Annotated in this window: 24 protein-coding genes and 3 pseudogenes; 17 read left to right on the top strand and 10 right to left on the bottom strand. The window is 65.5% G+C overall.

Annotation, left to right across the window (positions count from 1 at the left end):
- Positions 1–69 precede the first annotated feature (69 nt).
- On the top strand, positions 70–939 hold the full coding sequence (locus tag DFO68_RS10465; RefSeq protein WP_133483605.1) for a DUF3034 family protein: 870 nt from the start codon (positions 70–72) through the stop codon (positions 937–939).
- Between the two features lie 74 nt (positions 940–1,013).
- On the opposite strand, the pseudogene DFO68_RS10460 reads toward DFO68_RS10465, so the two are convergent.
- From DFO68_RS10460 to DFO68_RS10455, 3 genes and pseudogenes are all read right to left on the bottom strand, one after another.
- Positions 1,014–1,183: pseudogene (locus DFO68_RS10460) on the bottom strand (transposase); the annotation flags it as partial.
- A gap of 44 nt (positions 1,184–1,227) precedes the next feature.
- Positions 1,228–1,467 carry a DDE-type integrase/transposase/recombinase gene (locus DFO68_RS16060; RefSeq protein WP_373191230.1) on the bottom strand — a complete coding sequence of 80 codons (240 nt, stop codon included), beginning with the start codon at positions 1,465–1,467 and terminating at the stop codon, positions 1,228–1,230.
- A gap of 353 nt (positions 1,468–1,820) precedes the next feature.
- Complete coding sequence (locus DFO68_RS10455; protein WP_133483604.1) at positions 1,821–2,015, bottom strand: transposase; 195 nt, start codon at positions 2,013–2,015, stop codon at positions 1,821–1,823.
- A gap of 47 nt (positions 2,016–2,062) precedes the next feature.
- On the opposite strand from DFO68_RS10455, the pseudogene tnpB reads away from it, so the two are divergent.
- From tnpB to DFO68_RS10395, 10 genes and pseudogenes are all read left to right on the top strand, one after another.
- Positions 2,063–2,458: pseudogene (gene tnpB / locus DFO68_RS10445) on the top strand (IS66 family insertion sequence element accessory protein TnpB).
- A gap of 45 nt (positions 2,459–2,503) precedes the next feature.
- Positions 2,504–2,944, top strand: a complete 441-nt coding sequence (locus DFO68_RS10440; protein ID WP_133483601.1) for a hypothetical protein — start codon at positions 2,504–2,506, stop codon at positions 2,942–2,944.
- 92 nt (positions 2,945–3,036) lie between these two features.
- Positions 3,037–3,878 (top strand): annotated as a pseudogene (gene tnpC / locus DFO68_RS10430) (IS66 family transposase).
- 397 nt (positions 3,879–4,275) lie between these two features.
- A protein-coding gene (gene prfB / locus DFO68_RS10425; protein ID WP_133483598.1) for a peptide chain release factor 2 occupies positions 4,276–5,374 on the top strand; the annotation gives its coding sequence in 2 pieces (ribosomal slippage) (positions 4,276–4,350 and positions 4,352–5,374; 1,098 coding nt in all).
- Positions 5,375–5,463: 89 nt separating this feature from the next.
- On the top strand, positions 5,464–7,029 hold the full coding sequence (gene lysS / locus DFO68_RS10420) for a lysine--tRNA ligase (RefSeq protein WP_133483597.1): 1,566 nt from the start codon (positions 5,464–5,466) through the stop codon (positions 7,027–7,029).
- 93 nt (positions 7,030–7,122) lie between these two features.
- Positions 7,123–7,509 (top strand): hypothetical protein, encoded by a 387-nt coding sequence (locus DFO68_RS10415; RefSeq protein WP_133483596.1) that lies wholly within the window; start codon positions 7,123–7,125, stop codon positions 7,507–7,509.
- An 86-nt stretch (positions 7,510–7,595) separates the two neighbouring features.
- Positions 7,596–9,020 (top strand): MFS transporter, encoded by a 1,425-nt coding sequence (locus tag DFO68_RS10410; RefSeq protein ID WP_133483595.1) that lies wholly within the window; start codon positions 7,596–7,598, stop codon positions 9,018–9,020.
- Between the two features lie 44 nt (positions 9,021–9,064).
- Complete coding sequence (locus DFO68_RS10405) at positions 9,065–9,376, top strand: BolA family protein (protein ID WP_133483594.1); 312 nt, start codon at positions 9,065–9,067, stop codon at positions 9,374–9,376.
- Positions 9,373–10,188 carry a hypothetical protein gene (locus DFO68_RS10400; RefSeq protein WP_243726483.1) on the top strand — a complete coding sequence of 272 codons (816 nt, stop codon included), beginning with the start codon at positions 9,373–9,375 and terminating at the stop codon, positions 10,186–10,188. Before DFO68_RS10405 ends, DFO68_RS10400 begins: the two co-directional genes overlap by 4 nt.
- On the top strand, positions 10,175–10,636 hold the full coding sequence (locus DFO68_RS10395; RefSeq protein WP_243726482.1) for a GNAT family N-acetyltransferase: 462 nt from the start codon (positions 10,175–10,177) through the stop codon (positions 10,634–10,636). Before DFO68_RS10400 ends, DFO68_RS10395 begins: the two co-directional genes overlap by 14 nt.
- A gap of 7 nt (positions 10,637–10,643) precedes the next feature.
- Here DFO68_RS10395 and DFO68_RS10390 read toward each other — a convergent pair whose 3' ends face one another.
- Together DFO68_RS10390 and rsmD are read right to left on the bottom strand one after the other, a co-directional pair.
- On the bottom strand, positions 10,644–10,838 hold the full coding sequence (locus tag DFO68_RS10390) for a cell division protein ZapB (protein ID WP_133483592.1): 195 nt from the start codon (positions 10,836–10,838) through the stop codon (positions 10,644–10,646).
- Between the two features lie 80 nt (positions 10,839–10,918).
- Positions 10,919–11,557 (bottom strand): 16S rRNA (guanine(966)-N(2))-methyltransferase RsmD, encoded by a 639-nt coding sequence (gene rsmD, locus DFO68_RS10385; protein WP_133483591.1) that lies wholly within the window; start codon positions 11,555–11,557, stop codon positions 10,919–10,921.
- A 90-nt stretch (positions 11,558–11,647) separates the two neighbouring features.
- On the opposite strand from rsmD, the gene ftsY reads away from it, so the two are divergent.
- The 4 genes from ftsY to rpoH all read left to right on the top strand — a co-directional run bounded on the left by ftsY (position 11,648) and on the right by rpoH (position 15,390).
- Positions 11,648–12,772 carry a signal recognition particle-docking protein FtsY gene (gene ftsY, locus DFO68_RS10380; protein ID WP_133483590.1) on the top strand — a complete coding sequence of 375 codons (1,125 nt, stop codon included), beginning with the start codon at positions 11,648–11,650 and terminating at the stop codon, positions 12,770–12,772.
- Positions 12,769–13,437 (top strand): cell division ATP-binding protein FtsE, encoded by a 669-nt coding sequence (gene ftsE / locus DFO68_RS10375; RefSeq protein ID WP_133483589.1) that lies wholly within the window; start codon positions 12,769–12,771, stop codon positions 13,435–13,437. Before ftsY ends, ftsE begins: the two co-directional genes overlap by 4 nt.
- On the top strand, positions 13,434–14,405 hold the full coding sequence (gene ftsX, locus DFO68_RS10370) for a permease-like cell division protein FtsX (protein WP_133483588.1): 972 nt from the start codon (positions 13,434–13,436) through the stop codon (positions 14,403–14,405). Before ftsE ends, ftsX begins: the two co-directional genes overlap by 4 nt.
- A gap of 118 nt (positions 14,406–14,523) precedes the next feature.
- On the top strand, positions 14,524–15,390 hold the full coding sequence (gene rpoH / locus DFO68_RS10365) for an RNA polymerase sigma factor RpoH (RefSeq protein ID WP_133483587.1): 867 nt from the start codon (positions 14,524–14,526) through the stop codon (positions 15,388–15,390).
- Positions 15,391–15,504: 114 nt separating this feature from the next.
- On the opposite strand, the gene slmA is transcribed toward rpoH, so the two are convergent.
- Genes slmA through coaBC form a run of 5 tightly spaced genes read right to left on the bottom strand, consistent with a single transcriptional unit; the run spans position 15,505 to position 20,386 of the window.
- Positions 15,505–16,113 (bottom strand): nucleoid occlusion factor SlmA, encoded by a 609-nt coding sequence (gene slmA, locus DFO68_RS10360; RefSeq protein ID WP_133483586.1) that lies wholly within the window; start codon positions 16,111–16,113, stop codon positions 15,505–15,507.
- Positions 16,114–16,155: 42 nt separating this feature from the next.
- A complete protein-coding gene (argB, locus tag DFO68_RS10355; RefSeq protein ID WP_133483585.1) occupies positions 16,156–17,073 on the bottom strand; it encodes an acetylglutamate kinase in 918 nt (305 codons plus the stop codon).
- 54 nt (positions 17,074–17,127) lie between these two features.
- The gene (locus DFO68_RS10350; RefSeq protein ID WP_133483584.1) at positions 17,128–18,525 is read right to left on the bottom strand and encodes a phosphomannomutase/phosphoglucomutase; all 1,398 of its coding nucleotides are present in this window, start codon (positions 18,523–18,525) and stop codon (positions 17,128–17,130) included.
- A gap of 48 nt (positions 18,526–18,573) precedes the next feature.
- Entirely contained in the window at positions 18,574–19,056 is a 483-nt protein-coding gene (dut, locus tag DFO68_RS10345) for a dUTP diphosphatase (protein WP_133483583.1), read from the bottom strand.
- A 22-nt stretch (positions 19,057–19,078) separates the two neighbouring features.
- On the bottom strand, positions 19,079–20,386 hold the full coding sequence (gene coaBC / locus DFO68_RS10340; protein WP_133483582.1) for a bifunctional phosphopantothenoylcysteine decarboxylase/phosphopantothenate--cysteine ligase CoaBC: 1,308 nt from the start codon (positions 20,384–20,386) through the stop codon (positions 19,079–19,081).
- A 111-nt stretch (positions 20,387–20,497) separates the two neighbouring features.
- On the opposite strand from coaBC, the gene radC reads away from it, so the two are divergent.
- Both radC and rpmB read left to right on the top strand, forming a co-directional pair.
- Positions 20,498–21,172 (top strand): RadC family protein, encoded by a 675-nt coding sequence (gene radC, locus DFO68_RS10335; RefSeq protein WP_133483581.1) that lies wholly within the window; start codon positions 20,498–20,500, stop codon positions 21,170–21,172.
- A gap of 173 nt (positions 21,173–21,345) precedes the next feature.
- Positions 21,346–21,582 (top strand): 50S ribosomal protein L28, encoded by a 237-nt coding sequence (gene rpmB / locus DFO68_RS10330; protein WP_040184989.1) that lies wholly within the window; start codon positions 21,346–21,348, stop codon positions 21,580–21,582.
- Positions 21,583–21,600: the final 18 nt, after the last annotated feature.

Below are 21,600 nucleotides of genomic sequence, written 5' to 3'. Positions count from 1 at the left end.
AGTGGGTGTTGCGTTTCTGATTCGACATCATCGATCCCTTCGAAATCGGCCAGGCGATAGCTTAAACCAGTGTCTGGATTTCAGGGTCCACTATACGGTGGCGGTATCAATCCAAGCGCTGAAATCGCCAATCCGATAGCCAAGCCCGGTGAAGGACTGAATGGGTCTTCCGTGGTCGGTATGCCGCAAGTCGGCCTATGGTACGTGAATCTTTCTGACTCCGACCTTACCTGGACCGCCGAATCGGCTCAAATGTCTTTCTTCAACCGCTTTGAGGTGGGGCTCAGCCATAGTGATGTGGATGCCAGCAAGGCGACCGGAGAGGGTTCAGTCAATTTCAACACGATCACTGCCAAATTGCAGGTAATTCAGCCCGGGCAGTTTGGCGCATTGACTCCGGCTTTTGCAGTGGGCTACATGCACAAGGACACCGATAATGCCACAAAGATCCCGGATGCTGTCCCTGGTCTTGGCGGTTCGCGGCTCTACCCGGATGATAGTGGTGATGATTACTATGTTGCACTTACTGAAACCTTCTACGATAACGTGGGCCTACCATTGCCGGTTACCCTCAATGTCGGCATGCGTTGGACGAAGGGCTATCTCATGGGTGTCGACGGTTTCGGCAATGATTGGGATAACCCCTATTTCGCGTCCCTCGCCATAGGTCTGCCTACCCCAAAATTCGTGCCAGGGCATATGGCTTTGGGTGCTGAATACGCAGATTCCAGCGATGTGGGCGAGGATCGTCTCGGACGGGAGATGAAAACTTCACGAATGTACGATATTGCCTTGGCCTGGTTGCCGACACCCAAACTCACTTTGCAAGCCATCTATCTCAATAACGGGTCGGACAATATCTACGACGGATTGGAGGCCGGGCAAAACCCCATCAAACTGGGAGATGGTTTTGTGTTGTCCACCCAGTATCATTTCTGATCCAATAGGAGCGGGTAGCTACGGCTGATGGGCAGCACCTCGTGGTGTTTCTTCAGGTAAATGCCGGCAGTCTCGTTTTTGCCGCGGATGGCATGGTGCGTGCCCGTGCTCGTGTTCTTGACGTTACCGAGCAGAGTGTTGACCCAGTTGAACTTGGGGTGCGCCACACTGGCACGCCCACCCAGGTGATATGCCGCTCATGAACGTAGGCGGGCATATCGAAGGCCCGGAAGCATCCGAGGCCGAGAACTGATCGGACTGGCCATCCATCGGTAATAACCGTACACCTTAGATCGGTATAAGGCGGACAGTTCTAATCGGGGTTGACAACAGCGCCCAGTCCACGGGTTTACGGGAAAATAGATCGATAACCTCTGCCAGGTAAGCCCAGCCTGTCCCTGCCCAGATGTAGATAATATCGCCAGTCCAGACCCGATTGGGTGCCTTTACATCGGACTTGCGATCAAGAAGGTTCGGGATATCCAGATGCGACTGACCCGCCTTCTTGTAGGCGTGGACGGGCGGCACGGCACCGGCTCAGTGGCATTCCAGCCTGCGTCACCATCTTGGCAATACTGCGAGCTCCGGCAGAACCGTTACTGGCGGCATGCACCTCGACAACTTGATCCAGCAGCTTCTACTCTGTCTCACAGGGCCTTCTGTCCCGATCACGCCAAGCCCGGTCGCTACTGCGATTCACCCCAAACACCTCACACAGATGCTGCACCGCATAGCTCTCTTCAAGTCGCTCTATTATCTAGAATTGTTCAGGGGCCCGACATTAAGATAGCGGTAGCTTTTTTAATATTTCCTTCTCTTCCTCCACCCGTCGCAGCCTGCGCTTCAGTTCCTGAATCTCACGCTGTTCCGGGCTCAGCGCCTCACCTTTTTGTGATGTCTTGCCTTTGTGGTGTCTTGCCTGACCGCTCGGCTCGAAGCCTGCGCACCCAATATTCCTTCGTTGACTTGCCAACCCCCATGGCATCGCAGGCCGCTGTTACTGTGTAGCCTTGGTCAACCACAAGCTGGGCTGCCTCCAGGCGGAATTCCGAGCTGAAGTTTCTCTTCTTCGTCATCGTATCCACCTAACTTGCTCTGTGAGTGATCATACACTCAAAATCAGGTGGCCAGATTCACTATTCCACTACAGTTTCCGCCGAGGCCGACGTTGAGGCCGCCCGTCCAACTCTGGCTGTGCACCCAGCCCACCGATATGCGACGCTCCTATGACGGCCTGGCGGCCATGGTAAGGCGACAGCTGGGACAGAACCCGCTGAGTGGTTATGGTTTTCTCTTCATCAACTGACGGCGCACCCAGCTCAAGTGTTTGTACTTCCAGGCAGGTGGCTACTGCGTGTGGAGCAAGCGTCTGGAGCGCGGCCAGTTTGCCGCGTTTTCCCCGCACGCGGGCCAGGCCATTTCCCTCAGTCATGCCGAGTTCGAGGCCTTGATCGAAGGACTGGATCTGGTGGTCACGAAACGCCGCAAACATTGGCATCCCAAGGTGTCATCGGCCTGACGATGAGGTAAAATATCAGCCTGATTCATCAGGAAATATCGCCTCATGACGGCGCTGTCTCTGGAACACAAATATCAACAATCCCTGGTCGATATGGCGGCGCTCAGGGCAGAGAATGCGTCACTCCAGCGACAGCTCGACGGGTTCAAGCGGCTGCTGTTCGGCCGCACGTCCGAACGGTTGCTGGAGATCGACCCGGCGATTCAGCAGAGCCTGCTCAACAGCAGGGAAGACCTGCCGGTAGCGCCGCCTCCCGAGCTCGATCAAGAGCCCCCACCCGACAAGACACCGCGGCGCAAGGCACGCCAGAATGCCGTCAACGATACCGGTCTGCGCTTCGATGACACGGTGCTGGTCAAGGTCATCGAGGTGGCGCCGGACCTGCCTGATGGCGTCTCAATGGACGACGGCGAGGTGATCACCACGCGCAGTACCTTTCGCCTGGCCCAACGCCGGGCCAGCTTCTGGAGTACCGCTGCCCGGTGATCAAGGTCAGTAAGGAGGCCGCTCCCCAGGCCACCTCGGCGCCGCCCACGCTGTTCGATGGCTCGCTGGCCGATGTCAGCTTCATCGCCGGCATGCTGGTCGACACGTTCTGCTGCCACCTGCCGCTCTATCGCCAGCACCAACGCCTGCTGCAGGCCGGTATCCCGCTCAGCCGGACTACGCTGACCCAGCAGGTCGCCCGCGCCGCGGCGCTGCTCTCACCGATCCATCTCGCCCAGCTCGACCACGTGCTGGAAAGCCAGGTCTGGCCATGGACGAGACGCCGATCAAGGCCGGCCGCAAGGCCAAGGGCAAGATGAAGGAGGCGTGGTTCTGGCCGCTGTACGGCGACCACGACGAGATCAGCTTCACCTTCTCCCCGTCGCGGGCCAAGGCACATATCGACAAGGTGCTGGGCGAGCACTTCGAGGGCGTGCTGCTGACCGACGGCAACGCCTCCTACGCCCGCTATGTCGAGAAAAAGCCAGGCATCACCCATGCGGAATGCTGGGCGCACACGCGCCGACACTTCGAGAAGGCCCGAGAGAGCGACCCGGCAGCCGATGAAGCCCTGCTGCACATCGCCGGCATCTATGCGATGGAAACCTGGATCCGCGAAAAAGGCCGCGAAGGGCCCGACAAGCGGCAGGCGCGTACCGACTACAGCGAACCGCGGGTCAAAGCCTTCTGGCAATGGTGCGATCACCAGATCAACCGCGGGGACATGGAACCTGGCCACCCCCTGCGCAAAGCCGTCGAGTACGCGCTGAAGCGGCAACGCAGCCTGGATGTGTTCCTGTCCGACCCCGACGTGCCGATCGACACCAACCACTTGGAGCGTGGCCTGCGCTGCATTCCCATGGGTAAAAAAACTGGATGTTCTGCTGGAGCGATGTCGGCGCCGAGCATGTCGGTATCCTGCAGAGCCTGCTGACCACCTGCCGCCTGCAGGGGGTGGATCCCTACACCTATAATGGCAGCCAGGTTGTCGGCGGAGTGGCCTATCTCGATTCAATTTCGAGAGGCAGGAGGCCGAAGCCTACCCCACCGGTGTCTCCCCGCTTCTCAGCTACGATAGCGGGGGCTCGCGGGAGGGGGCTAGTCGGCTGCAGTGCCAGGTTTTGCCGCAAAGACACAGCTCAACGAGCGTTTCGACCTGTCCCCGGCGCCCCTTGTCAGGGCCAACGGCGATAGCCCCGCCGTCGGCATGGGGGTGGATGCGGCAGGGCGGCACTTTCGCTACAATAGACGCCTTTTCCGTGCCGTCGGGGCCCGCGCGTCGAGCCTGTGCCCCAGCGGCCATCGTTGTATCGCAGACTCGGATGAGCCCCATGCTGGAAACCAACCCGCTTCACCACCTGATCAAGGACCTGTCCGAGCGGACAGACGTCCTGAGGGGGTATCTTTGACTATGCCGAGAAGAAGGATCGGCTAGAGGAAGTCACCCGCGAGCTCGAGGATCCCGACGTCTGGAGCGACCCGGAGCATGCCCAGAAGCTCGGCAAGGAGCGCGCGACGCTGGAGGCCATCGTGGCCACCATCGACGAACTCGACCAGGGGCTGGGCGACAGCCGCGACCTGCTCGAACTCGCCGAGATGGAGGAGGACGCGGGCACCGTCGCCGAGGTCCAGAAGGAACTCGAGAGCATGCAGGCAAGCCTCGAGACACTCGAATTCCGGCGCATGTTCTCAGGCCCGATGGACCAGAATAACGCCTATCTCGACATCCAGGCCGGTTCCGGCGGCACCGAGGCCCAGGACTGGGCCAACATGCTGTTGCGCATGTACTTGCGCTGGGCCGAGCACCACGGTTTCAAGGCCGAGATCATCGAGGTCTCCGCCGGCGAGGTGGCGGGCATCAAGTCGGCTACCGTGCATATCCAGGGAGAGTACGCCTTCGGCTGGCTGCGCACTGAAACCGGCGTGCATCGTCTGGTCCGCAAGAGCCCCTTCGACTCCGGCGGTCGCCGGCATACTTCGTTCGCCTCGGTATTCCTGTCGCCGGAGGTGGATGACAGCTTCGAGGTCGAAATCAATCCTGCGGACCTGCGCACCGATACCTACCGCTCCAGCGGGGCTGGCGGGCAGCACGTCAACACCACCGACTCGGCGGTGCGCATCACTCACGAGCCCACCGGCATCGTGGTGGCCTGCCAGAGCCAGCGTAGCCAGCACGCCAACCGCGACTTCGCCATGAAGCAGCTCAAGGCGAAGCTGTGGGAACACGAGATGCACAAGCGCAACGCCGCCAAGCAGGAAGCCGAGGACGCCAAGGCTGATATCGGCTGGGGCAGCCAGATCCGCTCTTATGTGCTGGATGATCAGCGCATCAAGGACCTGCGCACCGGTGTGCAGTCAAGCAACTGCGAGAAGGTGCTGGATGGGGATATCGATCAGTTCATCGAGGCCAGCCTCAAGCAGGGGCTGTAGCCCCGAACTTCGAGCCACGGGCGCGAGGGATTATCAGCCCGCTCGTGGCTCGCAGCCCATAGCCCACTCTTTCTTTACCAGGTAGCGAAATGGCGAACCAAAGCTCTTCTCCGGATAGCCCATCACAGAACAGCCCGCAGAACGACGAAAACCGCCTGATCGCCGAGCGCCGGGCCAAGCTGGCCGAGCGGCGCGAGCAGGCGGCCGCGCGGGGCGCGAGTGCCTTTCCCAACGACTTTCGCCGCGACAGCCTGGCGGCTGAATTGAGCGACGAGCTGGGCGAGCGTGACAAGGCCGACCTGGAGGCCTTAAACCGCCGCGCCGCCGTGTCAGGGCGGATCATGCGCAAGCGCGGCCCCTTCATCGTCATCCAGGACCCCTCCGGGACGATCCAGCTCTATGTCGACAAGAAGGGATTGCCAGCCGCGGTGCTGGAGGACGTCAAGGGCTGGGACATCGGCGATATCGTGGCGGCACGTGGCCCGGTACACAAGTCGGGCAAGGGCGATCTTTACGTGATGATGGAGGAAGCCAGGCTGCTGACCAAGAGCCTGCGCCCGCTGCCCGACAAGTTCCATGGCCTCACCGACATGGAGGCACGCTATCGCCAGCGCTACGTCGACCTGATCATGAACCCCGATTCGCGCAGGGTGTTCGAGACCCGCGCCGGGGTGATCAGCGCCATGCGGCGATTCTTCGAGGATCGCGGCTTCATGGAGGTGGAGACCCCCATGCTGCAGCCAATTCCCGGCGGTGCCACGGCGCGTCCCTTCGTCACCCACCACAATGCGCTGGATATCGACATGTACCTGCGCATCGCCCCCGAGCTCTACCTCAAGCGCCTGGTGGTGGGCGGCTTCGAGCGGGTCTTCGAGATCAACCGCAACTTCCGCAATGAGGGCCTCTCCACCCGCCACAATCCCGAGTTCACCATGATCGAGTTCTATCAGGCCTATGCCAATCACAACGATCTGATGGACCTTACCGAGGAGATGTTGCGTAGCGTGACCCACAAGGTGCTGGGCACTACCAGAGTGGTGAATACCGTGTGCAACGGCGAGGGCGAGGTACTTGAGAGCTTCGAGTACGACTTCGGCCGCCCGCTGCGGCGTATCACGGTGTTCGATGCCATCCTCGAGTTCAATCCGGAGATCCATGCCGAGGCCCTGGCGGACGAGGCCGCCGCGCGCCAGATCGCCGAGCGCCTGGACATCGAGGTCAAGGATGGCTGGGGGCTGGGCAAGGTGCAGGTCGAGATCTTCGAAAAGACCGTGGAGCATCGCCTCGAGCAGCCCACCTTCATCACCGAGTACCCCACCGAGGTGAGCCCGCTGGCGCGGCGCAAGGATGCCAACCCCTTCGTCACCGAGCGCTTCGAGTTCTTCGTCGGTGGCCGCGAGATCGCCAACGGCTTCTCGGAGCTCAACGATGCCGAGGACCAGGCCGCGCGTTTCCGCGCCCAGGCCGCGGAGAAGGACGCCGGTGACCTGGAGGCGATGTACTACGACGCCGACTATGTGCGGGCCTTGGAGGTCGGCCTGCCGCCCACCGCCGGCGAGGGCATCGGTATCGACCGGCTGGTGATGCTGCTTACCGACAGCGCCTCGATCCGCGACGTGCTGCTCTTCCCGGCGATGCGCCCCCAGGCGGAGTGATCGGGACGGGCGGCCACGGCGAGGTCGGAAGTGTTGGTAAGGGGCGCCGCGAGCGCCCATAATGGTCAGCGTTTCGATGTCGAGGAGACCGCGATGAAACTGCTCAACCGCTCCGCCCTGAGCGTCAGGCCGACCCGGCACTTCGTGGACTGGATCAACGCGCTCGAACCCACGATGGAGGGCGATGACCTGACCCTGGCCGACGTCGAACGCGAAAGCACCGTCTACTTGATCCCCGAGATGGACGCGCCCGAGGCCCTGGCGGCTTTCGTGCGCGAGCGCTACCTCGAGATCCTCAAGACCGAGCTGCGCGCCTGGGAAGAGGACGAGCGCCAGTGGCCCGAGCCCCTGGATTGGGCGCTCTTCCAGCGCTTTTTGCAGGTCGAGCACAGCTACCTGGCGATCGACCTCGACGACGAAACAGCACTGGAGATCTCCGAGGTGGATGACGCTCTGCTGCTGGAGACGGATCAGGACTGATCTGATCTTTTGGCCCCCAGGGATCCTCGCAAACCGGCTTCGGCCGGTTTGCTCTTTGCGCTCCCTGTATAGTGGAAGGAAATGGGATGAATCGACTCTTCGATTCGCGGCCCGGTGACGATGGCCTGCCGGGTCCCGAGCGGCGCCTGGCCGTTCTTGCACTGATCCTCGGTACCCTGATGGCGGTGGTCGACACCACCATGGTCAATATCGCGCTGCCCTCCATGGCGGCCGACCTCGGGGTATCCGCCTCTCGGGTGGTGTGGGTGACCAACCTCTTCCAGGTCGTCTGTGCCGCCTTCCTGCTGGTCTTTGCCGCCTTGAGCGAACTGGTCAGCCGCCGTCGGCTCTATACCGCCGGTGTGGCATTGTTTACCCTGGCGGCCCTGGGCAGTGCCTTGGCTCCCAACCTGGAGACCCTGCTGCTGTTCCGGGCCCTGCAGGGCCTTGGCGCGGCAGCGACACTGTCCATCGGTCCTTCGCTCTACCGCTCGATCTTTCCCTCGCGCTTGCTGGGCAGCGCCCTGGGGCTCTCCGCCTTGGTGGTGGCGGGTGGCTACGCCGCGGGTCCGACCATTGGCGGTCTGGTGCTCTCCGTGGCCAACTGGCCCTGGCTATTCGCCCTGCATGTGCCGCTGGGGCTGTGCGCCGCCTGGCTGGCCTGGCGAATGCTACCCCGGGAGGCGTGGCGCCGTGAGGGCTTCGACTGGCGCGGAGCGCTGTATTCGGTGGCCATGCTGGCCGGACTCTTCCTCGGTCTCGACGGTGCCGGCCATGGCGCACCGCCCTGGCAGGTGCTCGCCTGGCTGGGCCTGAGCCTGCTCAGTGCCTTGCTTTTCCTGCATCAACAGCGCCGGGCCCGCCACCCGCTGCTGCCGCTCGCGCTATTTGCCGAGCGACGCTTCTCGCTGGCGGTCTCGGCCTCGGGGCTGGCCTTCGTCGGTCAGGGCCTGGCCTTCGTGGCGCTCTCCTTTCTCTATCAGCAGGAGATGGGCTTCACCCCGCTGGAGACCGCCTGGATGTTCACCCCCTGGCCGCTGGCGATCATGCTGGTGGGACCCGTGGCCGGGCAGCTGGCCGACCGGGTCAATCCCAGCCTGCTCTCCAGCACCGGCCTGGTGCTGCTGCTACTGGGCCTTATGGCCCTGGCCGGGCTCGATGCCGGGGCCGGCGTGGTGGATAGCCTGTGGCGTACGGCGCTGTGCGGGCTGGGTTTCGGGCTCTTCCAGCCGCCCAACAACCGCGAGATGATGGCCAGCGTGCCCCACGAGCAAAGCTCCCGGGCCTCGGGCGTGATGAGCACCACCCGCACGGTGGGACAGTCGCTGGGCGTTGCCCTGGTAGGGGCCTTTCTGGCCGCCGGGGCGCCGGTTCAGGCGACCCTCTGGGCTGGGGCGGGGGCCTGCGTGCTGTCGCTCGTGGCGAGCCTGGGACGGGTCTCGCCGGCCGGGCAGGCCCAGCGCAAGGCACGCCGTCGCGCACCCCCGCAGGCGTCGTCGGACCCGGACTGAAGGCGTACAATGGCGGGGTCACTCACTCTGTATCGGGATCCCACATGAGCACCCAGGCCACCATCGAAGACAAGCTCAGGGCCCTCGAGCCCGATTTCCTGGCGGTAGAGAACGAGAGCCATCGGCACAACGTGCCCGCGAATTCCGAGACCCACTTCAAGGTTACCCTGGTCTCTTCGCGTTTTGCGGGGCTGATGCCGGTCAAGCGGCACCAGCAGATTTATGCGCTGCTCGCCGATGAGCTCGCCGGCTCCGTCCACGCCCTGGCGCTGCACCTCTTTACCCCCGAGGAGTGGGAGGCCAGTGGGCGCTCTCGCCCCGACTCTCCCGACTGCCGGGGTGGCGGCGCGTCGTGACCGCAGAGCCGCAGCGCCTGCAGTATCTGGAGGCCATGGGCCTGACGGCCTGGGCTGCCCGTTATCGCTTGCCCAATGCACGTCCCACGCCGGCCTGCGAGTGGCAGGACGCCACGCCCCAGGCAGAAACGCGCCCCCCCGGGGCGCGTCTGCATGCATTGCTCGACGAGGCTGCGCAGGCACAGGCCGCCATCCCGCGCCCGGCCCCCGCCGAGCCGGAAGCGCGCCATCGGCCCGCGGCGGGCAAGGCCCGTGCGCTGCTCGGCGAGCTGGTGCCCCCCGGCGAGCAGGATGATGCCACGCCCGAGGTGCAGCGTTCGGCCGCCGTGCGTCACCGCGGGGAGGCGCTGCATTTCACCCTGCAGGTGGCCTGCCTGGATGGTCGCTGGCTGGTGCTGCTGCCTGGCGAAGCGCCGCCCGGTAACGTGGAGCTGCGCCTGCTGAACCACCTGCTGCAGGCCGCCGGCGTGGTGCCCGAGCAGAGGCCAGCCTTCGAAGCCTTCCGCTGGCCCCAGGTGGAAGGCCTGCCGGTGGAATCGCCGCTGGAGGAGGCTCGCGAGGGTCTTCAGGCCTTCCTCGCCGGCCGGCAGCGCCGCGGCTGGGTGCCGGAGCGGTTACTGGTGTTTGGGGAGGACGCGACCCTCGACGAGGTGCTGTCTCTCGCCGACGGTCACTGTTCGTTGCTCGCGCTACCGGCCTGGCAGGGGCCTGCGCTTGGCGAGCTGGCCGGTAGTGCCGAGGCCAAGCGGGCGCTCTGGCCACGGATGGCCGGCTGGCGCGATGCCTGGCAGGCGGGTCGTGAGGCCGTCTGAGGCGGTGCGACGGCTGGGGCCGGCCGATCTGACGAGGCTCGCAGCACTGGAGCAGGCCGCCGGTCCCGATCCCTGGACCCCGGACCAGCTGCTGGCGGCGCTGGCCGACTCCGACACCCGAGTATTCGGCATCGCGGGCGAGGCAGGCCTGCTTGGCCATGCGGTGGTGGTACGGCTGCCCTTCGAGGCCGAGCTGCAGGCGCTGCTGGTAGCCCGGGAGGCGCGTCGTCAGGGCGTGGCGCTACGCCTGCTGGCGGCGGTGATAGAGCAGGCGCGTGGCTGGCACAGCGAGCGAGTTCTGCTGGAGGTCAGGGCGGGCAATGCGGCGGCGCTTGCCCTGTATCGGCGTGCGGCGTTCTGCGAGGATGGCCGCCGTCGAGGGTACTACCCGGCGCACCAGGGGGGGCGGCGGGAAGATGCCGTATTGATGTCGCTCCCGCTGGCCTGAGGCTGCCTCAGCTGCTGGTGGTCGTCTCGACCTCGTCGAACTTCCCCAGCAAGGCCGAGAGACGACGCTCCCACTCCGCGCGCTCCTGCTTCAGGCGGGCGTTTTCCTCGCGCAGCTCCTCGGTTTCCATCTTCATCAATTCCAGGGCCTCCACGGCACTGGTGACCTTCTGCTCGAGCTGGTTGAAGAGTTCGTTACTCATCCTGTTCTCCTGACGACATGCGGCGATGGGGCGTGCCCGATGGATTCCTTCAGCGCGCAGCGTAACGTCCTGCCCGGGGCTCAGCAAGCGTCACTGTCGCTCGATCTCGACCCCGCGGCATGCCGGCGATAAAGCCGCCCGGTGCTGTCGCCGGCACGCACCTCGCGGTGCAGTTGCCAGCTGGCGGGCACCTCGGGGACCAGCGACGACTCGGTCTCCACGTAGACCAGTGCCGCCTCAGTGAGCCAGCCGGCCTCGAGAGCGTGGCAGCAGGCGCCGACGAGTCCGTGGCGAAAGGGAGGGTCGAGGAACACCAGCGAGAAGGGGGTGGGATCGCCGGCGAGGAAGGCCTGGGCCTCGGCGTTGACCAGGCGCGCGCGATCGGTGGCCGCGAGTGCCGCGAGGTTGTCGGCGAGCTGGCGCGCCACTCGGGCGTTGCGCTCGACGAATACCGCCTGTCGTGCGCCTCGCGAAAGGGCCTCCAGGCCCAGCGCCCCGGTACCGGCGAAGAGATCGAGGGCTCGTGCCCCGGGCACGGCGCTGGCGAGCCAGTTGAACAGCGTCTCGCGTACCCGGTCGGGGGTGGGGCGCAAGCCCGGCTGGTCGAGGACCGGCAGCTGACGGCGCCGGAACTCGCCGCCGATCAGGCGCAGCCGGCCGCCGGTCGTGGCAGCGGGTGGCCGGCGGGGTTTTCGCGAGGCAGGGCGGCGGCGTGTCATGGGGCGGATTGTAACCGCCGGCTTGTCCACAGTCATGGTGCGCGATGGTAGGATGAGACGATTCGTTCACCCGCGAGGCGCGATCCCCCCATGTTCGGTATTTTCAAGCGCAAGAAGCAGCAGGATGAGCAGCAGACGACATCGGAACAGGAGGCCGAACGTCGGTCGGATGAGCCAGCGGCCGACGAGCCGGCCCGCGAGTCTGTCATCGAGCCGGTTTCTGAGCCCGTGCCGGCCAGGGCAGCCCTGCAGGAGAAGCCGGTCGCCGAGAAACGGGGCTGGTTCGACCGTATCCGTGCCGGGCTCGGCAAGACGCGCGCCAACCTCACCGACGGTCTGGCCGACCTCTTCATGGGTCGCAAGCAGATCGACGACGACCTCATGGAGGAGCTCGAGACCCAGCTGCTGATGGCGGACGTGGGCATCGAGGCCACCACTGAGATCATCGACCGGCTCACTGAGCGGGTCTCGCGCAAGGAGCTCAAGGACAGCGAAGCCCTCTACCGCGCCCTGCAGGAGGAGCTGGCCGCCATACTGGGGCCGGTGAGCCAGCCGCTGACGCTGCCGCCCAAGGGCGAGGGGCCCTTCGTGATCCTGGTGGTGGGGGTCAACGGGGTAGGCAAGACCACCACCATCGGCAAGCTGACCCAGCGCTTCCAGCGAGAGGGGCGCAGCGTGATGCTGGCCGCCGGCGATACCTTCCGGGCGGCGGCGGTGGAACAGCTCAAGGTGTGGGGCGAGCGCAACGACGTGCCGGTGATCGCCCAGCACACCGGAGCCGACAGCGCCTCGGTGATCTTCGATGCCGTATCAGCCGCCAAGGCACGAGGCGTCGACGTACTGATCGCCGACACCGCCGGGCGATTGCACAACAAGGCCCATCTGATGGAGGAGCTCAAGAAGATGCATCGCGTGATGGGCAAGCTCGACGCTAGCGCACCCCACGAGGTGATGCTGGTGCTCGACGCCGGCACCGGCCAGAACGCCTTGGCCCAGGCCAGCACCTTCAACGAGGCGGTGCCGATCACGGGCGTGACCCTGACCAAGCTCGATGGCACCGCCAAGGGCGGCATCATCTTCGCCCTGGCCAGGCAGCTGGGCACACCGATCCGCTTCATCGGCGTTGGCGAGTCGCTGGATGACCTGCGCCCCTTCGTGGCCGACGAGTTCGTCGATGCCCTGTTCGACCGTGAGCGGGACGACGCCCAGGCATGATCGACTTCGAGCACGTGGGCAAGCGCTACGGCGGGCGCTTCGAGGCGCTCGCCAACCTCGACTTCCGCGTGCGACGTGGCGAGATGGTGTTCCTGACCGGCCACTCGGGGGCCGGCAAGAGTTCGCTGCTGCGGCTGGTTATGCGTCTGGAGCGCCCCAGTCGCGGGCGTATTCTGGTGGCCGGCCATGATATCGATCGCCTGCATGCCACTCAGGTACCCTTCTACCGTCGTCAGATCGGCGTGGTCTTCCAGGATCACCAGTTGCTCTTCGATCGCTCGATCTACCACAACGTGGCGCTGCCATTGGAGATCCAGGGGGTCGAGCACCGCGAGGCGGCGCGCCGGGTGAGGGCGGCGCTGGACAAGGTGGGCCTGCTGTACCGTGAGCGGGCGCTGCCCATCGAGCTCTCCAGCGGCGAGCAGCAGCGCGTGGGCATTGCCCGGGCGGTGGTCAACACCCCCGCGCTATTGCTTGCCGACGAGCCCACCGGCAACCTCGATCCGCAGCTCTCCGCCGATATCATGGCGCTGTTTGAGGACTTCAACCGCATCGGCACCACGGTCATGGTCGCCAGCCACGACCTGGCGCTGATCGCTCGGCTGCGTCACCGTACCCTGCGGCTCCACGAGGGGCGCTTGGTGGCCGACGAGGAGGTGGCATGAGCCGCCAGCCGTCCGCTCCCCGCGGCGCGCACTCACAGCGCCCGACCGGCAGCATGCGCTGGCGGGCCTGGGCTCGACACCACCGTGCCATGGCTCTCGATAGCGCCCGTCGCCTGCTGCGAGCGCCAGTTGGCAGCCTGCTGACCATGCTGGCCATCGCCATCGCCCTGGTGCTGCCCGCCGGGCTTTGGCTGGCCCTGGATAGCGCGCGTCTGCTCGATGCCGAACTGGAGGAGAGCGCGACCCTCACCGCCTATTTGTCTACCGCGATCGGCGAGGACGAGGCCGGCCGCATCGAGCAAGCGCTGGCCACCCAGGCGGGGGTGGCCGACACACGGCTGATCACCGCCGCCGAGGGTATGGCCGAGTTCCAGCAGGCGCTGGGGCTGAGAGATGCCCTGACACGGCTCGAGGGCAACCCCCTGCCGGCCAGCGTGGTGGTGCGCCCTGCGGACCCCGATCCCCAGGCAGTGCGACGGCTCGCCGAGGCTCTTGAGGCCGTTCCTGGCGTCGACGAGGTGCGCCTGGACCTCGCCTGGCTGGAACGCCTGCGCCACCTCGCCGAGCTGGGCCAGCGGGTGACCCTGGCGCTGGGCGTGCTGTTCGGTCTGGGGGTGCTGCTGGTGGTGGGCAACACCGTTCGGCTTGCGGTGGAAAATCGCCGCCAGGAGATCGAGGTGGTGACGCTGATCGGCGCCACCCATGCTTTCGTGCGTCGCCCCTTCCTCTACAGCGGGGCCTGGTTCGGGTTGGGCGGTGGCCTGCTCGCCTGGGGCCTGCTGACACTTGGCAGCGACTGGCTTTCGGCGCCGGTCTCGGCCTTGGCGGCGAGCTATGGTGCCCGCTTTCATCTGTCGCGACTGGGCACTGAAGGGTCTACAATATTGCTTGTCTGTAGTATACTGCTTGGCTGGTTGGGAGCCTGGATCGCCGTGAATCGCCATCTGGCCGAGATACGGCCTCGCTGAGGCCGACGCAGGTCGAAACCAGGGGCTATCGTCCATCAGCCGGAACTTTCGTCGGTCTTCACCGTCATACACAGTAACCAGATACAGCCTTATGGGTTTCGAAGGAGACAACCTGCACATGAGCAACAGTCTTCTGCCGGTAGGTCAACTCTCGCCGGGACATGACCTGAACGGTTACATCCAGGCGGTCAACAGCATTCCCATGCTGACCGTCGACGAGGAGCGCGAGCTGGCCTTTCGCCTGCACGACGAGGGCGACCTGGAGGCGGCACGACGCCTGGTGCTCTCGCATCTGCGCTTCGTCGTCTATATCGCGCGCAGCTACTCCGGCTATGGCCTGCCTCAGGCCGACCTCATCCAGGAAGGCAACGTCGGGCTGATGAAGGCCGTCAAGCGCTTCGACCCCCACCAGGGCGTGCGGCTGGTCTCCTTTGCCGTGCATTGGATCAAGGCCGAAATTCACGAGTTCGTGCTGCGCAACTGGCGCATCGTCAAGATTGCTACCACTAAGGCCCAGCGCAAGCTGTTCTTCAACCTGCGGGGTGCCAAGAAGCGCCTGGCGTGGCTGAGCAGCGACGAGGTCGAGGCCATCGCCAGGGATCTCGACGTCAAGCCCGAGGTGGTGCGCGAGATGGAAGGGCGCCTGTCGGCCCACGACGCCGGCTTCGATGCCTCGCCAGGAGAGGACGATGAGTCCGCCTACCAGGCGCCGGTGTATTTCCTCGATGATGCCAGCGCCGACCCGGCTACCCAACTTGAGGATAGCGACTGGGAGCAGGATGCCACGCACCGCCTGCAGCAAGCCCTCGAGACCCTCGACGAGCGCTCGCGGGACATCCTGCAGCGTCGCTGGCTGGGCGAGGACAAGGCCACGCTGCACGAGCTGGCCGAGGTCTATGGCGTCTCCGCCGAACGCATCCGTCAGCTCGAGAAGAACGCCATGAAGAAGATCCGCCAGCAGATCGGCGACGCCCTGGTGGCGTGATAGCCGCAAGTGAGCCGCAAGTGAGATGCGCCGAGCTAAAACAAAACCCCGCAGGCCTCAGCCTGCGGGGTTTTGTTTTGCAGCGGGTGATTTCACGCTGCAGCTTGCAGCTAGCTATGCCGTCTGCGGGTTCTCCAGCAGCTGCGTCGAGAGCAGCGCCCACTGGTCATCCCAATGCTCGGTGGGGCGGTGGCGGAAGTCGCTGCGCACGTAGCGCGATATCTTCCCTTCAAGATGGGCCAGCAGCAGGCTGGCGGCTGCCGGGACCGGCAGCAAGGTACGACGCCCCTCGCGTAGCTGTGCCTCGCGCAGCACCTGCTTGAGCTGTGTCTCGAGGCGCTCGAAGAGCTGGTGGATGCGCAGGCGCAGCCGAGCCGTCTCGCCGGTCAGGACATCGCCGCCCAGTAGGCGTGATAGGCCCGGGTTCTTCTCGGCGAAGGCCAGCACCAGGGTGAGGATTTGGCCGCAGCGCGGTACTGCCTCCGGTACCTCCTCGAGGATGCGGCCGATGCGTTCGAAGAGGGACGCCTCGATGAATTCGATCAGCCCCTCGAACATCCGTGCCTTGCTGGGGAAATGGCGATAGAGCGCGGCCTCCGAGACGCCGACCTGGCGAGCCAGGGCGGCCACGGTGATGCGCTTGCCGCTGTCCTCCTCCAGCATCAGCGCCAGACCCTGCAGGATCTGCTCGCGGCGGCGTGGGAGTCTGGTTTCCTGCGTCATGGCGTCCTGTTCTTGTCGGTCTGATGGATCGGGCCGGCGGGCTCAGCCGGCATCGGGGCTCTGGGGAAGGTCGGTGATCAGGGTGCCCACCCCGGCGTTGGTGAAGATCTCCAGCAGGGTGGCATGGGGTACCCGGCCATCGATGATGTGGGCGCTCGCGACGCCGCCCTTCACGGCCTCCAGGGCGCAACGGATCTTCGGCAGCATGCCGCCATGGATGGTGCCGTCGGCGATCAGGGCATCCACCTGGCCAGTGGTCAGCCCGGTGAGCACCTTGCCCTCGCCGTTCATCAGGCCGGCGACGTTGGTCAGCAGCATCAGCTTCTCCGCATCCAGGGCCTCGGCCACCTTGCCGGCCACTAGGTCGGCATTGATGTTGTAGCTGTGGCCCTTGGCATCCACGCCGATGGGCGCGATCACCGGGATGAAGTCGCGGGCGGCAAGCATCTCGATGAGTTCGGTGGAGATGTGCTCCACCTCCCCCACGTGGCCGATGTCGATGATCTCCGGCGCGGTCATCTCCGGGCTCTGGTGTTCCACCTTGAGCTGGCGGGCGCGGATCTGCGCGCCGTCCTTGCCGGTCAGGCCGATGGCCTTGCCGCCGGACTGGTTGATCAGGTTGACGATGCCCTTGTTGACCAGGCCGCCCAGCACCATCTCCACCACGTCCATGGTTTCGGCGTCGGTCACCCGCATGCCGTTGACGAACCGCGACTCGATGTTGAGTTTCTTGAGCAGTTCGCCGATCTGCGGCCCTCCGCCATGCACCACCACCGGATTGATGCCGACTTCCTTCATCAGCACCATGTCGCGGGCGAAGGAGTCGATCAGGGTGTCCTCGGTCATGGCGTTGCCGCCGTACTTTACTACCACGGTCTTGCCGGAGAAGCGCTGGATGTAGGGCAGTGCCTCGGAGAGCACCTCCACCACCAGGCGCGGGTCGCGGGTCGGTTCGGTCATCGGTCGGGTTTCCTCTCCTCTCTATGCGCTATGCGCTATGCGGTGAACCGCCCCTTAAAGGGGCAGCTCGAGGTCGGGCGAGACCTGGCTGAGGGCGTCGGCGAAGCGGCCACGGATGCGCGCGAGCGCGGCATCGTCCTTGCCCTCGAAGCGCAGCACCAGCACCGGCGTGGTGTTGGAGGCGCGGCACAGGCCCCAGCCGTCCGGATAGTCGACGCGGATGCCGTCCAGGGTCGTCTTGACGCCTTCCTCGCCGAAGTCGCCCTCCCGCGCCAGCCGGTCGACCAGCGCGAACTTGGTCTCGTCGGTCACCGGGATGTTGATCTCCGGGGTGCCCACGTCCTGGGGGAAGCGAGCGAAGAAGGTGTCGGCATCGTCGGCCTGCCTTGCCAGGATTTCCAGCAGGCGGGCGGCGGCGTAGAGGCCGTCGTCGAAGCCGTACCAGCGTTCCTGGAAGAAGATATGGCCGCTCATCTCGCCGGCCAGCAGGGCGCCGGTCTGCTTCATGCGCGCCTTAATCAGCGAGTGCCCGGTACGCCACATCTCCGGCGTGCCACCGGCGTCCTCGATCACCCGGGTCAGGTTGCCGGTACATTTGACGTCGAAGATCACCTTCGCGGCTGGGTTGCGCGAGAGCATGTCCTTGGCGAAGGCCATCAGTAGATGATCGGGGTAGATTAGCATGCCGCTCGGTGTGATCACGCCGAGGCGGTCGCCGTCGCCGTCGAAGGCCAGGCCGATCTCCGCGCCGCTCGCTTGCACGGTACGGATTAGGTCCTGGAGGTTCTCGGGCTTACCCGGGTCCGGGTGGTGGTTGGGGAAGGTGCCATCGATCTCGGCGAACAGCGGGAGGGTCTCGGCGCCGAGGCGCTCGATCAGCCGCGGGCCCAGCTCACCGGCCACGCCGTTGCCGCAGTCGACGACGGCCTTGATCGGTCGGGCGAGGGTGACGTCGCCGAGAATACGCTCGAGGTAGGTGTCACGCACGTCCTCCTGGCGCACGCTGCCCTCGCCCGCGGTGAGCTTGCCCTCCGTCAGGCGCGTATAGAGCGCGGTGATGGCATCGCCGGAGAGTGTCTCGCCGCCGAGCACGATCTTGAAGCCGTTGTAGTCCGGCGGGTTGTGGCTGCCGGTGACCATCACCCCCGAGGCCGTGCCCTCGAGCACATGGGTGGCGAAGTAGAGCACCGGGGTGGGAACCATGCCGATGTCGACGACGTCGCATCCCGATGACACCAGGCCGCGGGTCAGCGCCGCCAGCAGGCGCGGGCCGGAGAGGCGACCGTCACGGGCGACCACCACGGTGGACTCGCCGCGGGACCGGGCCTCGCTGCCGATGGCGCGGCCGATCTGCTCGACACCGGCCTCGGTCAGGGTGTCGTCGACGATGCCGCGGATGTCGTAGGCGCGGAAGATGGAGGCGGGAACTGCCGGGCTCGCTGCTTGGGTCATGGGGTCCGTCCTGTGTGGGATATCAAGGGCCGATGTCGTCCCTGAGCGTCAGTGACGACCGGAGCTGCCGAAGCCGCCGGTGCCACGCTGGCCTTCTCTCAGGCCATCATCGTCGAAGGCCTCGACGACCTCGAGGTCGGCATGCACCACGGGAACGATCACGTACTGTGCCAGCCTTTCGAAGGGCTCGATGGTGAAGGGCGCCTCGCCCCGGTTCCAGGTGGAAATCATCAGCTCACCCTGGTAGTCGGAATCGATCAGCCCCACCAGGTTGCCCAGCACGATGCCGTGCTTGTGGCCCAGCCCCGAGCGAGGCAGGATCAGGCCGGCGAGGCTCGGGTCGGCGATGTGGATGGCAAGCCCGGTGCGTATTAGCTCGCATTGCCCGGGGGCCAGGGTCAGCGGGGCGTCAAGCAGGGCACGCAGGTCCATGCCGGCGGCGCCTTGGGTAGCATAGTGGGGCAGGGCGTCCCGCAGGCGCTCGTCGAGCAGCTGAACAGCGAGGCGCGGGCGATCGGGAATGGCGGGCATCGAGGTCCTCGGGTGTTCGATATCAGCGGGTGGCGCGTGACGCCAGGCAGGCCAGGGCGCGGCGCAGCACGGCCAGGGCGAGCTGCGGCTTGGGCTGGGGCGCGAGGCTCTCGCTGCCTTCACCGTCGCCGTCACGCCACAGCAGCAGGGCTGCATTCTCGTCGCTGCCGAAGCCAAGCCCGGCACGGGAGACGTCGTTGGCAACGATCATGTCGAGTCCCTTGCGGGCCAGCTTGTCTCGGGCGTAAGCCTCCAGGTCGCGGGTCTCGGCGGCGAAGCCCACCACCAGAGGACGCTGCGCCTCGGGGAGGGCGGCGACACCGGCGATGATGTCGGGGTTTTTCACCAGGTGCAGGGTGAGACCTTCCTCGCCTTCGACCTTCTTGATCTTGTGCTCGGCGGTCGCCTCGGCGCGGTAGTCGGCGACGGCGGCGCAGCCGATGAAGATATCGCTGTCGCTGGCCAGCCGCTGGGCGGCCTTGTGCATCTCCCGGGCGCTCTCCACGTCAGTGCGCTCGACGCCCGGGGGGGTCGGCAGGGCGACCGGGCCGCTGATCAGCCGTACTCGGGCGCCCAGCGCGGCGGCGGAGGCGGCCAGGGCGAAGCCCATCTTGCCGGAGCTTTGGTTGGAGAGATAGCGCACCGGGTCGAGCGGCTCCCGGGTCGGCCCGGCGGTGATGGTGATGGTCAGGCCGTCGGCCTCCCGTGATGTCTCCGGCTTGGACGGCGTGCCATCGGGCGACTCGGCGGGTCCGGTTTCGGGGACCATTGCTGGCACGGTGTCGGGTGCCATAGGGAGCAGCGCCGCCGCGATCGCCTCGGGTTCGAGCATGCGCCCCGGCCCCACGTCGCCGCAGGCCTGGTCGCCGCTGCCCGGCCCCAGCAGTTGCCAGCCGTCCTCGGCCAGTTGGCGCGCGTTGCGCTGGGTGGCCGGGTGGCGCCACATGGCCTGGTTCATGGCCGGGGCCATCACCTTTTCGGCCTCGCTGGCCAGGCACAGGGTGGTGAGCAGGTCGTCCGCTAGTCCCTGGGCGAGGCGCGCCATCAGGTCGGCGGTGGCTGGGGCGATCAGGATGGTATCGGCCCAGCGGGCCAGCTCGATATGGCCCATGCCGGCCTCGGCCTGGGGGTCGAGCAGCGAGGTGCGCACGGCCTCTCCCGTCAGGGCTTGCAGCGTCAGTGGCGTGATGAAGGCTTGGGCGCCCTCGGTCATCACCACGCGCACCTCGCTGCCCGCCTGCTTGAGCAGGCGGGCCAGCTGGGCGCTCTTGTAGGCAGCGATGCCGGCGCTGATGCCGAGCAGGACGCGTCGGCGGGGGGGAGTCGACATGACAGTATCCGAGCATGAATCCGATCGCCTACCTTACCACCGGTGCCCGACCTTGCGTAGCCGCCGGGCCGTCTATACTGACAGTCACAGGCATGGATCAAGGAGACAGGGATGTCGATTCGGGACTGGCCGGAGGGAGAGCGTCCCCGGGAAAAACTGCTGGCGCTGGGAGTCGAGGCGCTTTCTGATGCCGAGCTGCTGGCGATCTTTTTGCGCGTCGGCGTGGCGGGCCGCTCGGCGGTGGACCTGGCCCGAGACTTGCTGTCGGCCTTTGGCGGGCTTCGTCAGTTGCTAGAGGCCGACCAGGCGCGCTTCTGCGCAGAGCGCGGCATAGGCATGGCCAAGTATGTTCAGCTCCAGGCCACCCTGGAGCTGTCGCGGCGACATCTCGCCAGTCAGTTGAGCCGGGGCGATGCGCTGACCTCGCCGTCGCTGGTGCGTGCCTACCTCGCCGCCCAGCTGCGCCATCTCGGCCACGAGGAGTTTGCCGCGCTGTTCCTCGATAGCCAACACCGCGTGATCCGCTACGAGTCGCTGTTTCGCGGCACCCTGGACAGCGCCTCGGTCTATCCCCGCGAAGTCGCTCGGCGCGCCCTGGAACTGGGCGCCGGCGCCATCATCTTCGCCCACAACCACCCTTCCGGGGTAGCCGAGCCCAGTGACGCCGACCGACGCATCACCGAGCGCCTGCGCGAGGCGCTTGGGCTCTTCGAGGTGCGCGTGCTGGACCACTTCGTGGTGGGCGATGGCGAGGTGGTCTCCTTCGCGGAACGGGGATGGCTGTGAAACCGGCATGCGTGATGGGAAAATGGCGCATTGCTTGCCGAAGGCGGTGGTCTCTGGTATAAAGTTCAGCCTTTGAATTCCCTTGGGTCAAATGACAACGGGGTCATCCCGATTTGCCCGACAGGTTTTGAACACTCAGGTCTGAACACCTGGCCAAGCGGTTGGAGGCTCTCATGTCTAAAGTATGTCAGGTTACCGGCAAGCGCCCGGTGACGGGTAACAATGTTTCACACTCCCAGCGCAAGACGCGCCGTCGTTTCGTGCCCAATCTGCATTCCCACCGTTTCTGGGTGGAGTCCGAGAAGCGCTTCGTCAAGCTGCGCGTCTCCTCCAAGGGCATGCGTATCATCGACAAGAAGGGCATCGAGGCGGTGCTCGGTGACATTCGCAAGCGCGGCGAAGCTGTCTAAGCGATCCATCAGGGGAGA

The organism is Halomonas ventosae (assembly GCF_004361885.1).
Lineage (GTDB): Bacteria > Pseudomonadota > Gammaproteobacteria > Pseudomonadales > Halomonadaceae > Halomonas > Halomonas ventosae_C.
Note: the sequence above shows the minus strand (reverse complement) of the source record. Positions and strands in the feature narration are given on the sequence as shown.

Bases quoted from the DNA above. Each gene is read 5' to 3' on its own strand.
- DFO68_RS10350 (WP_133483584.1), bottom strand. From the start codon at position 18,525: ATGACCCAAGCAGCGAGCCCGGCAGTTCCCGCCTCCATCTTCCGCGCC.
- ftsY (WP_133483590.1), top strand. From the start codon at position 11,648: ATGTTCGGTATTTTCAAGCGCAAGAAGCAGCAGGATGAGCAGCAGACG.
- rpoH (WP_133483587.1), top strand. From the start codon at position 14,524: ATGAGCAACAGTCTTCTGCCGGTAGGTCAACTCTCGCCGGGACATGAC.
- ftsX (WP_133483588.1), top strand. From the start codon at position 13,434: ATGAGCCGCCAGCCGTCCGCTCCCCGCGGCGCGCACTCACAGCGCCCG.
- slmA (WP_133483586.1), bottom strand. From the start codon at position 16,113: ATGACGCAGGAAACCAGACTCCCACGCCGCCGCGAGCAGATCCTGCAG.
- rsmD (WP_133483591.1), bottom strand. From the start codon at position 11,557: ATGACACGCCGCCGCCCTGCCTCGCGAAAACCCCGCCGGCCACCCGCT.
- lysS (WP_133483597.1), top strand. From the start codon at position 5,464: ATGGCGAACCAAAGCTCTTCTCCGGATAGCCCATCACAGAACAGCCCG.
- DFO68_RS10405 (WP_133483594.1), top strand. From the start codon at position 9,065: ATGAGCACCCAGGCCACCATCGAAGACAAGCTCAGGGCCCTCGAGCCC.
- radC (WP_133483581.1), top strand. From the start codon at position 20,498: ATGTCGATTCGGGACTGGCCGGAGGGAGAGCGTCCCCGGGAAAAACTG.
- dut (WP_133483583.1), bottom strand. From the start codon at position 19,056: ATGCCCGCCATTCCCGATCGCCCGCGCCTCGCTGTTCAGCTGCTCGAC.
- argB (WP_133483585.1), bottom strand. From the start codon at position 17,073: ATGACCGAACCGACCCGCGACCCGCGCCTGGTGGTGGAGGTGCTCTCC.
- rpmB (WP_040184989.1), top strand. From the start codon at position 21,346: ATGTCTAAAGTATGTCAGGTTACCGGCAAGCGCCCGGTGACGGGTAAC.
- ftsE (WP_133483589.1), top strand. From the start codon at position 12,769: ATGATCGACTTCGAGCACGTGGGCAAGCGCTACGGCGGGCGCTTCGAG.
- DFO68_RS10415 (WP_133483596.1), top strand. From the start codon at position 7,123: ATGAAACTGCTCAACCGCTCCGCCCTGAGCGTCAGGCCGACCCGGCAC.
- DFO68_RS10440 (WP_133483601.1), top strand. From the start codon at position 2,504: ATGACGGCGCTGTCTCTGGAACACAAATATCAACAATCCCTGGTCGAT.
- coaBC (WP_133483582.1), bottom strand. From the start codon at position 20,386: ATGTCGACTCCCCCCCGCCGACGCGTCCTGCTCGGCATCAGCGCCGGC.
- DFO68_RS10410 (WP_133483595.1), top strand. From the start codon at position 7,596: ATGAATCGACTCTTCGATTCGCGGCCCGGTGACGATGGCCTGCCGGGT.
- DFO68_RS10390 (WP_133483592.1), bottom strand. From the start codon at position 10,838: ATGAGTAACGAACTCTTCAACCAGCTCGAGCAGAAGGTCACCAGTGCC.
- DFO68_RS10455 (WP_133483604.1), bottom strand. From the start codon at position 2,015: ATGACGAAGAAGAGAAACTTCAGCTCGGAATTCCGCCTGGAGGCAGCC.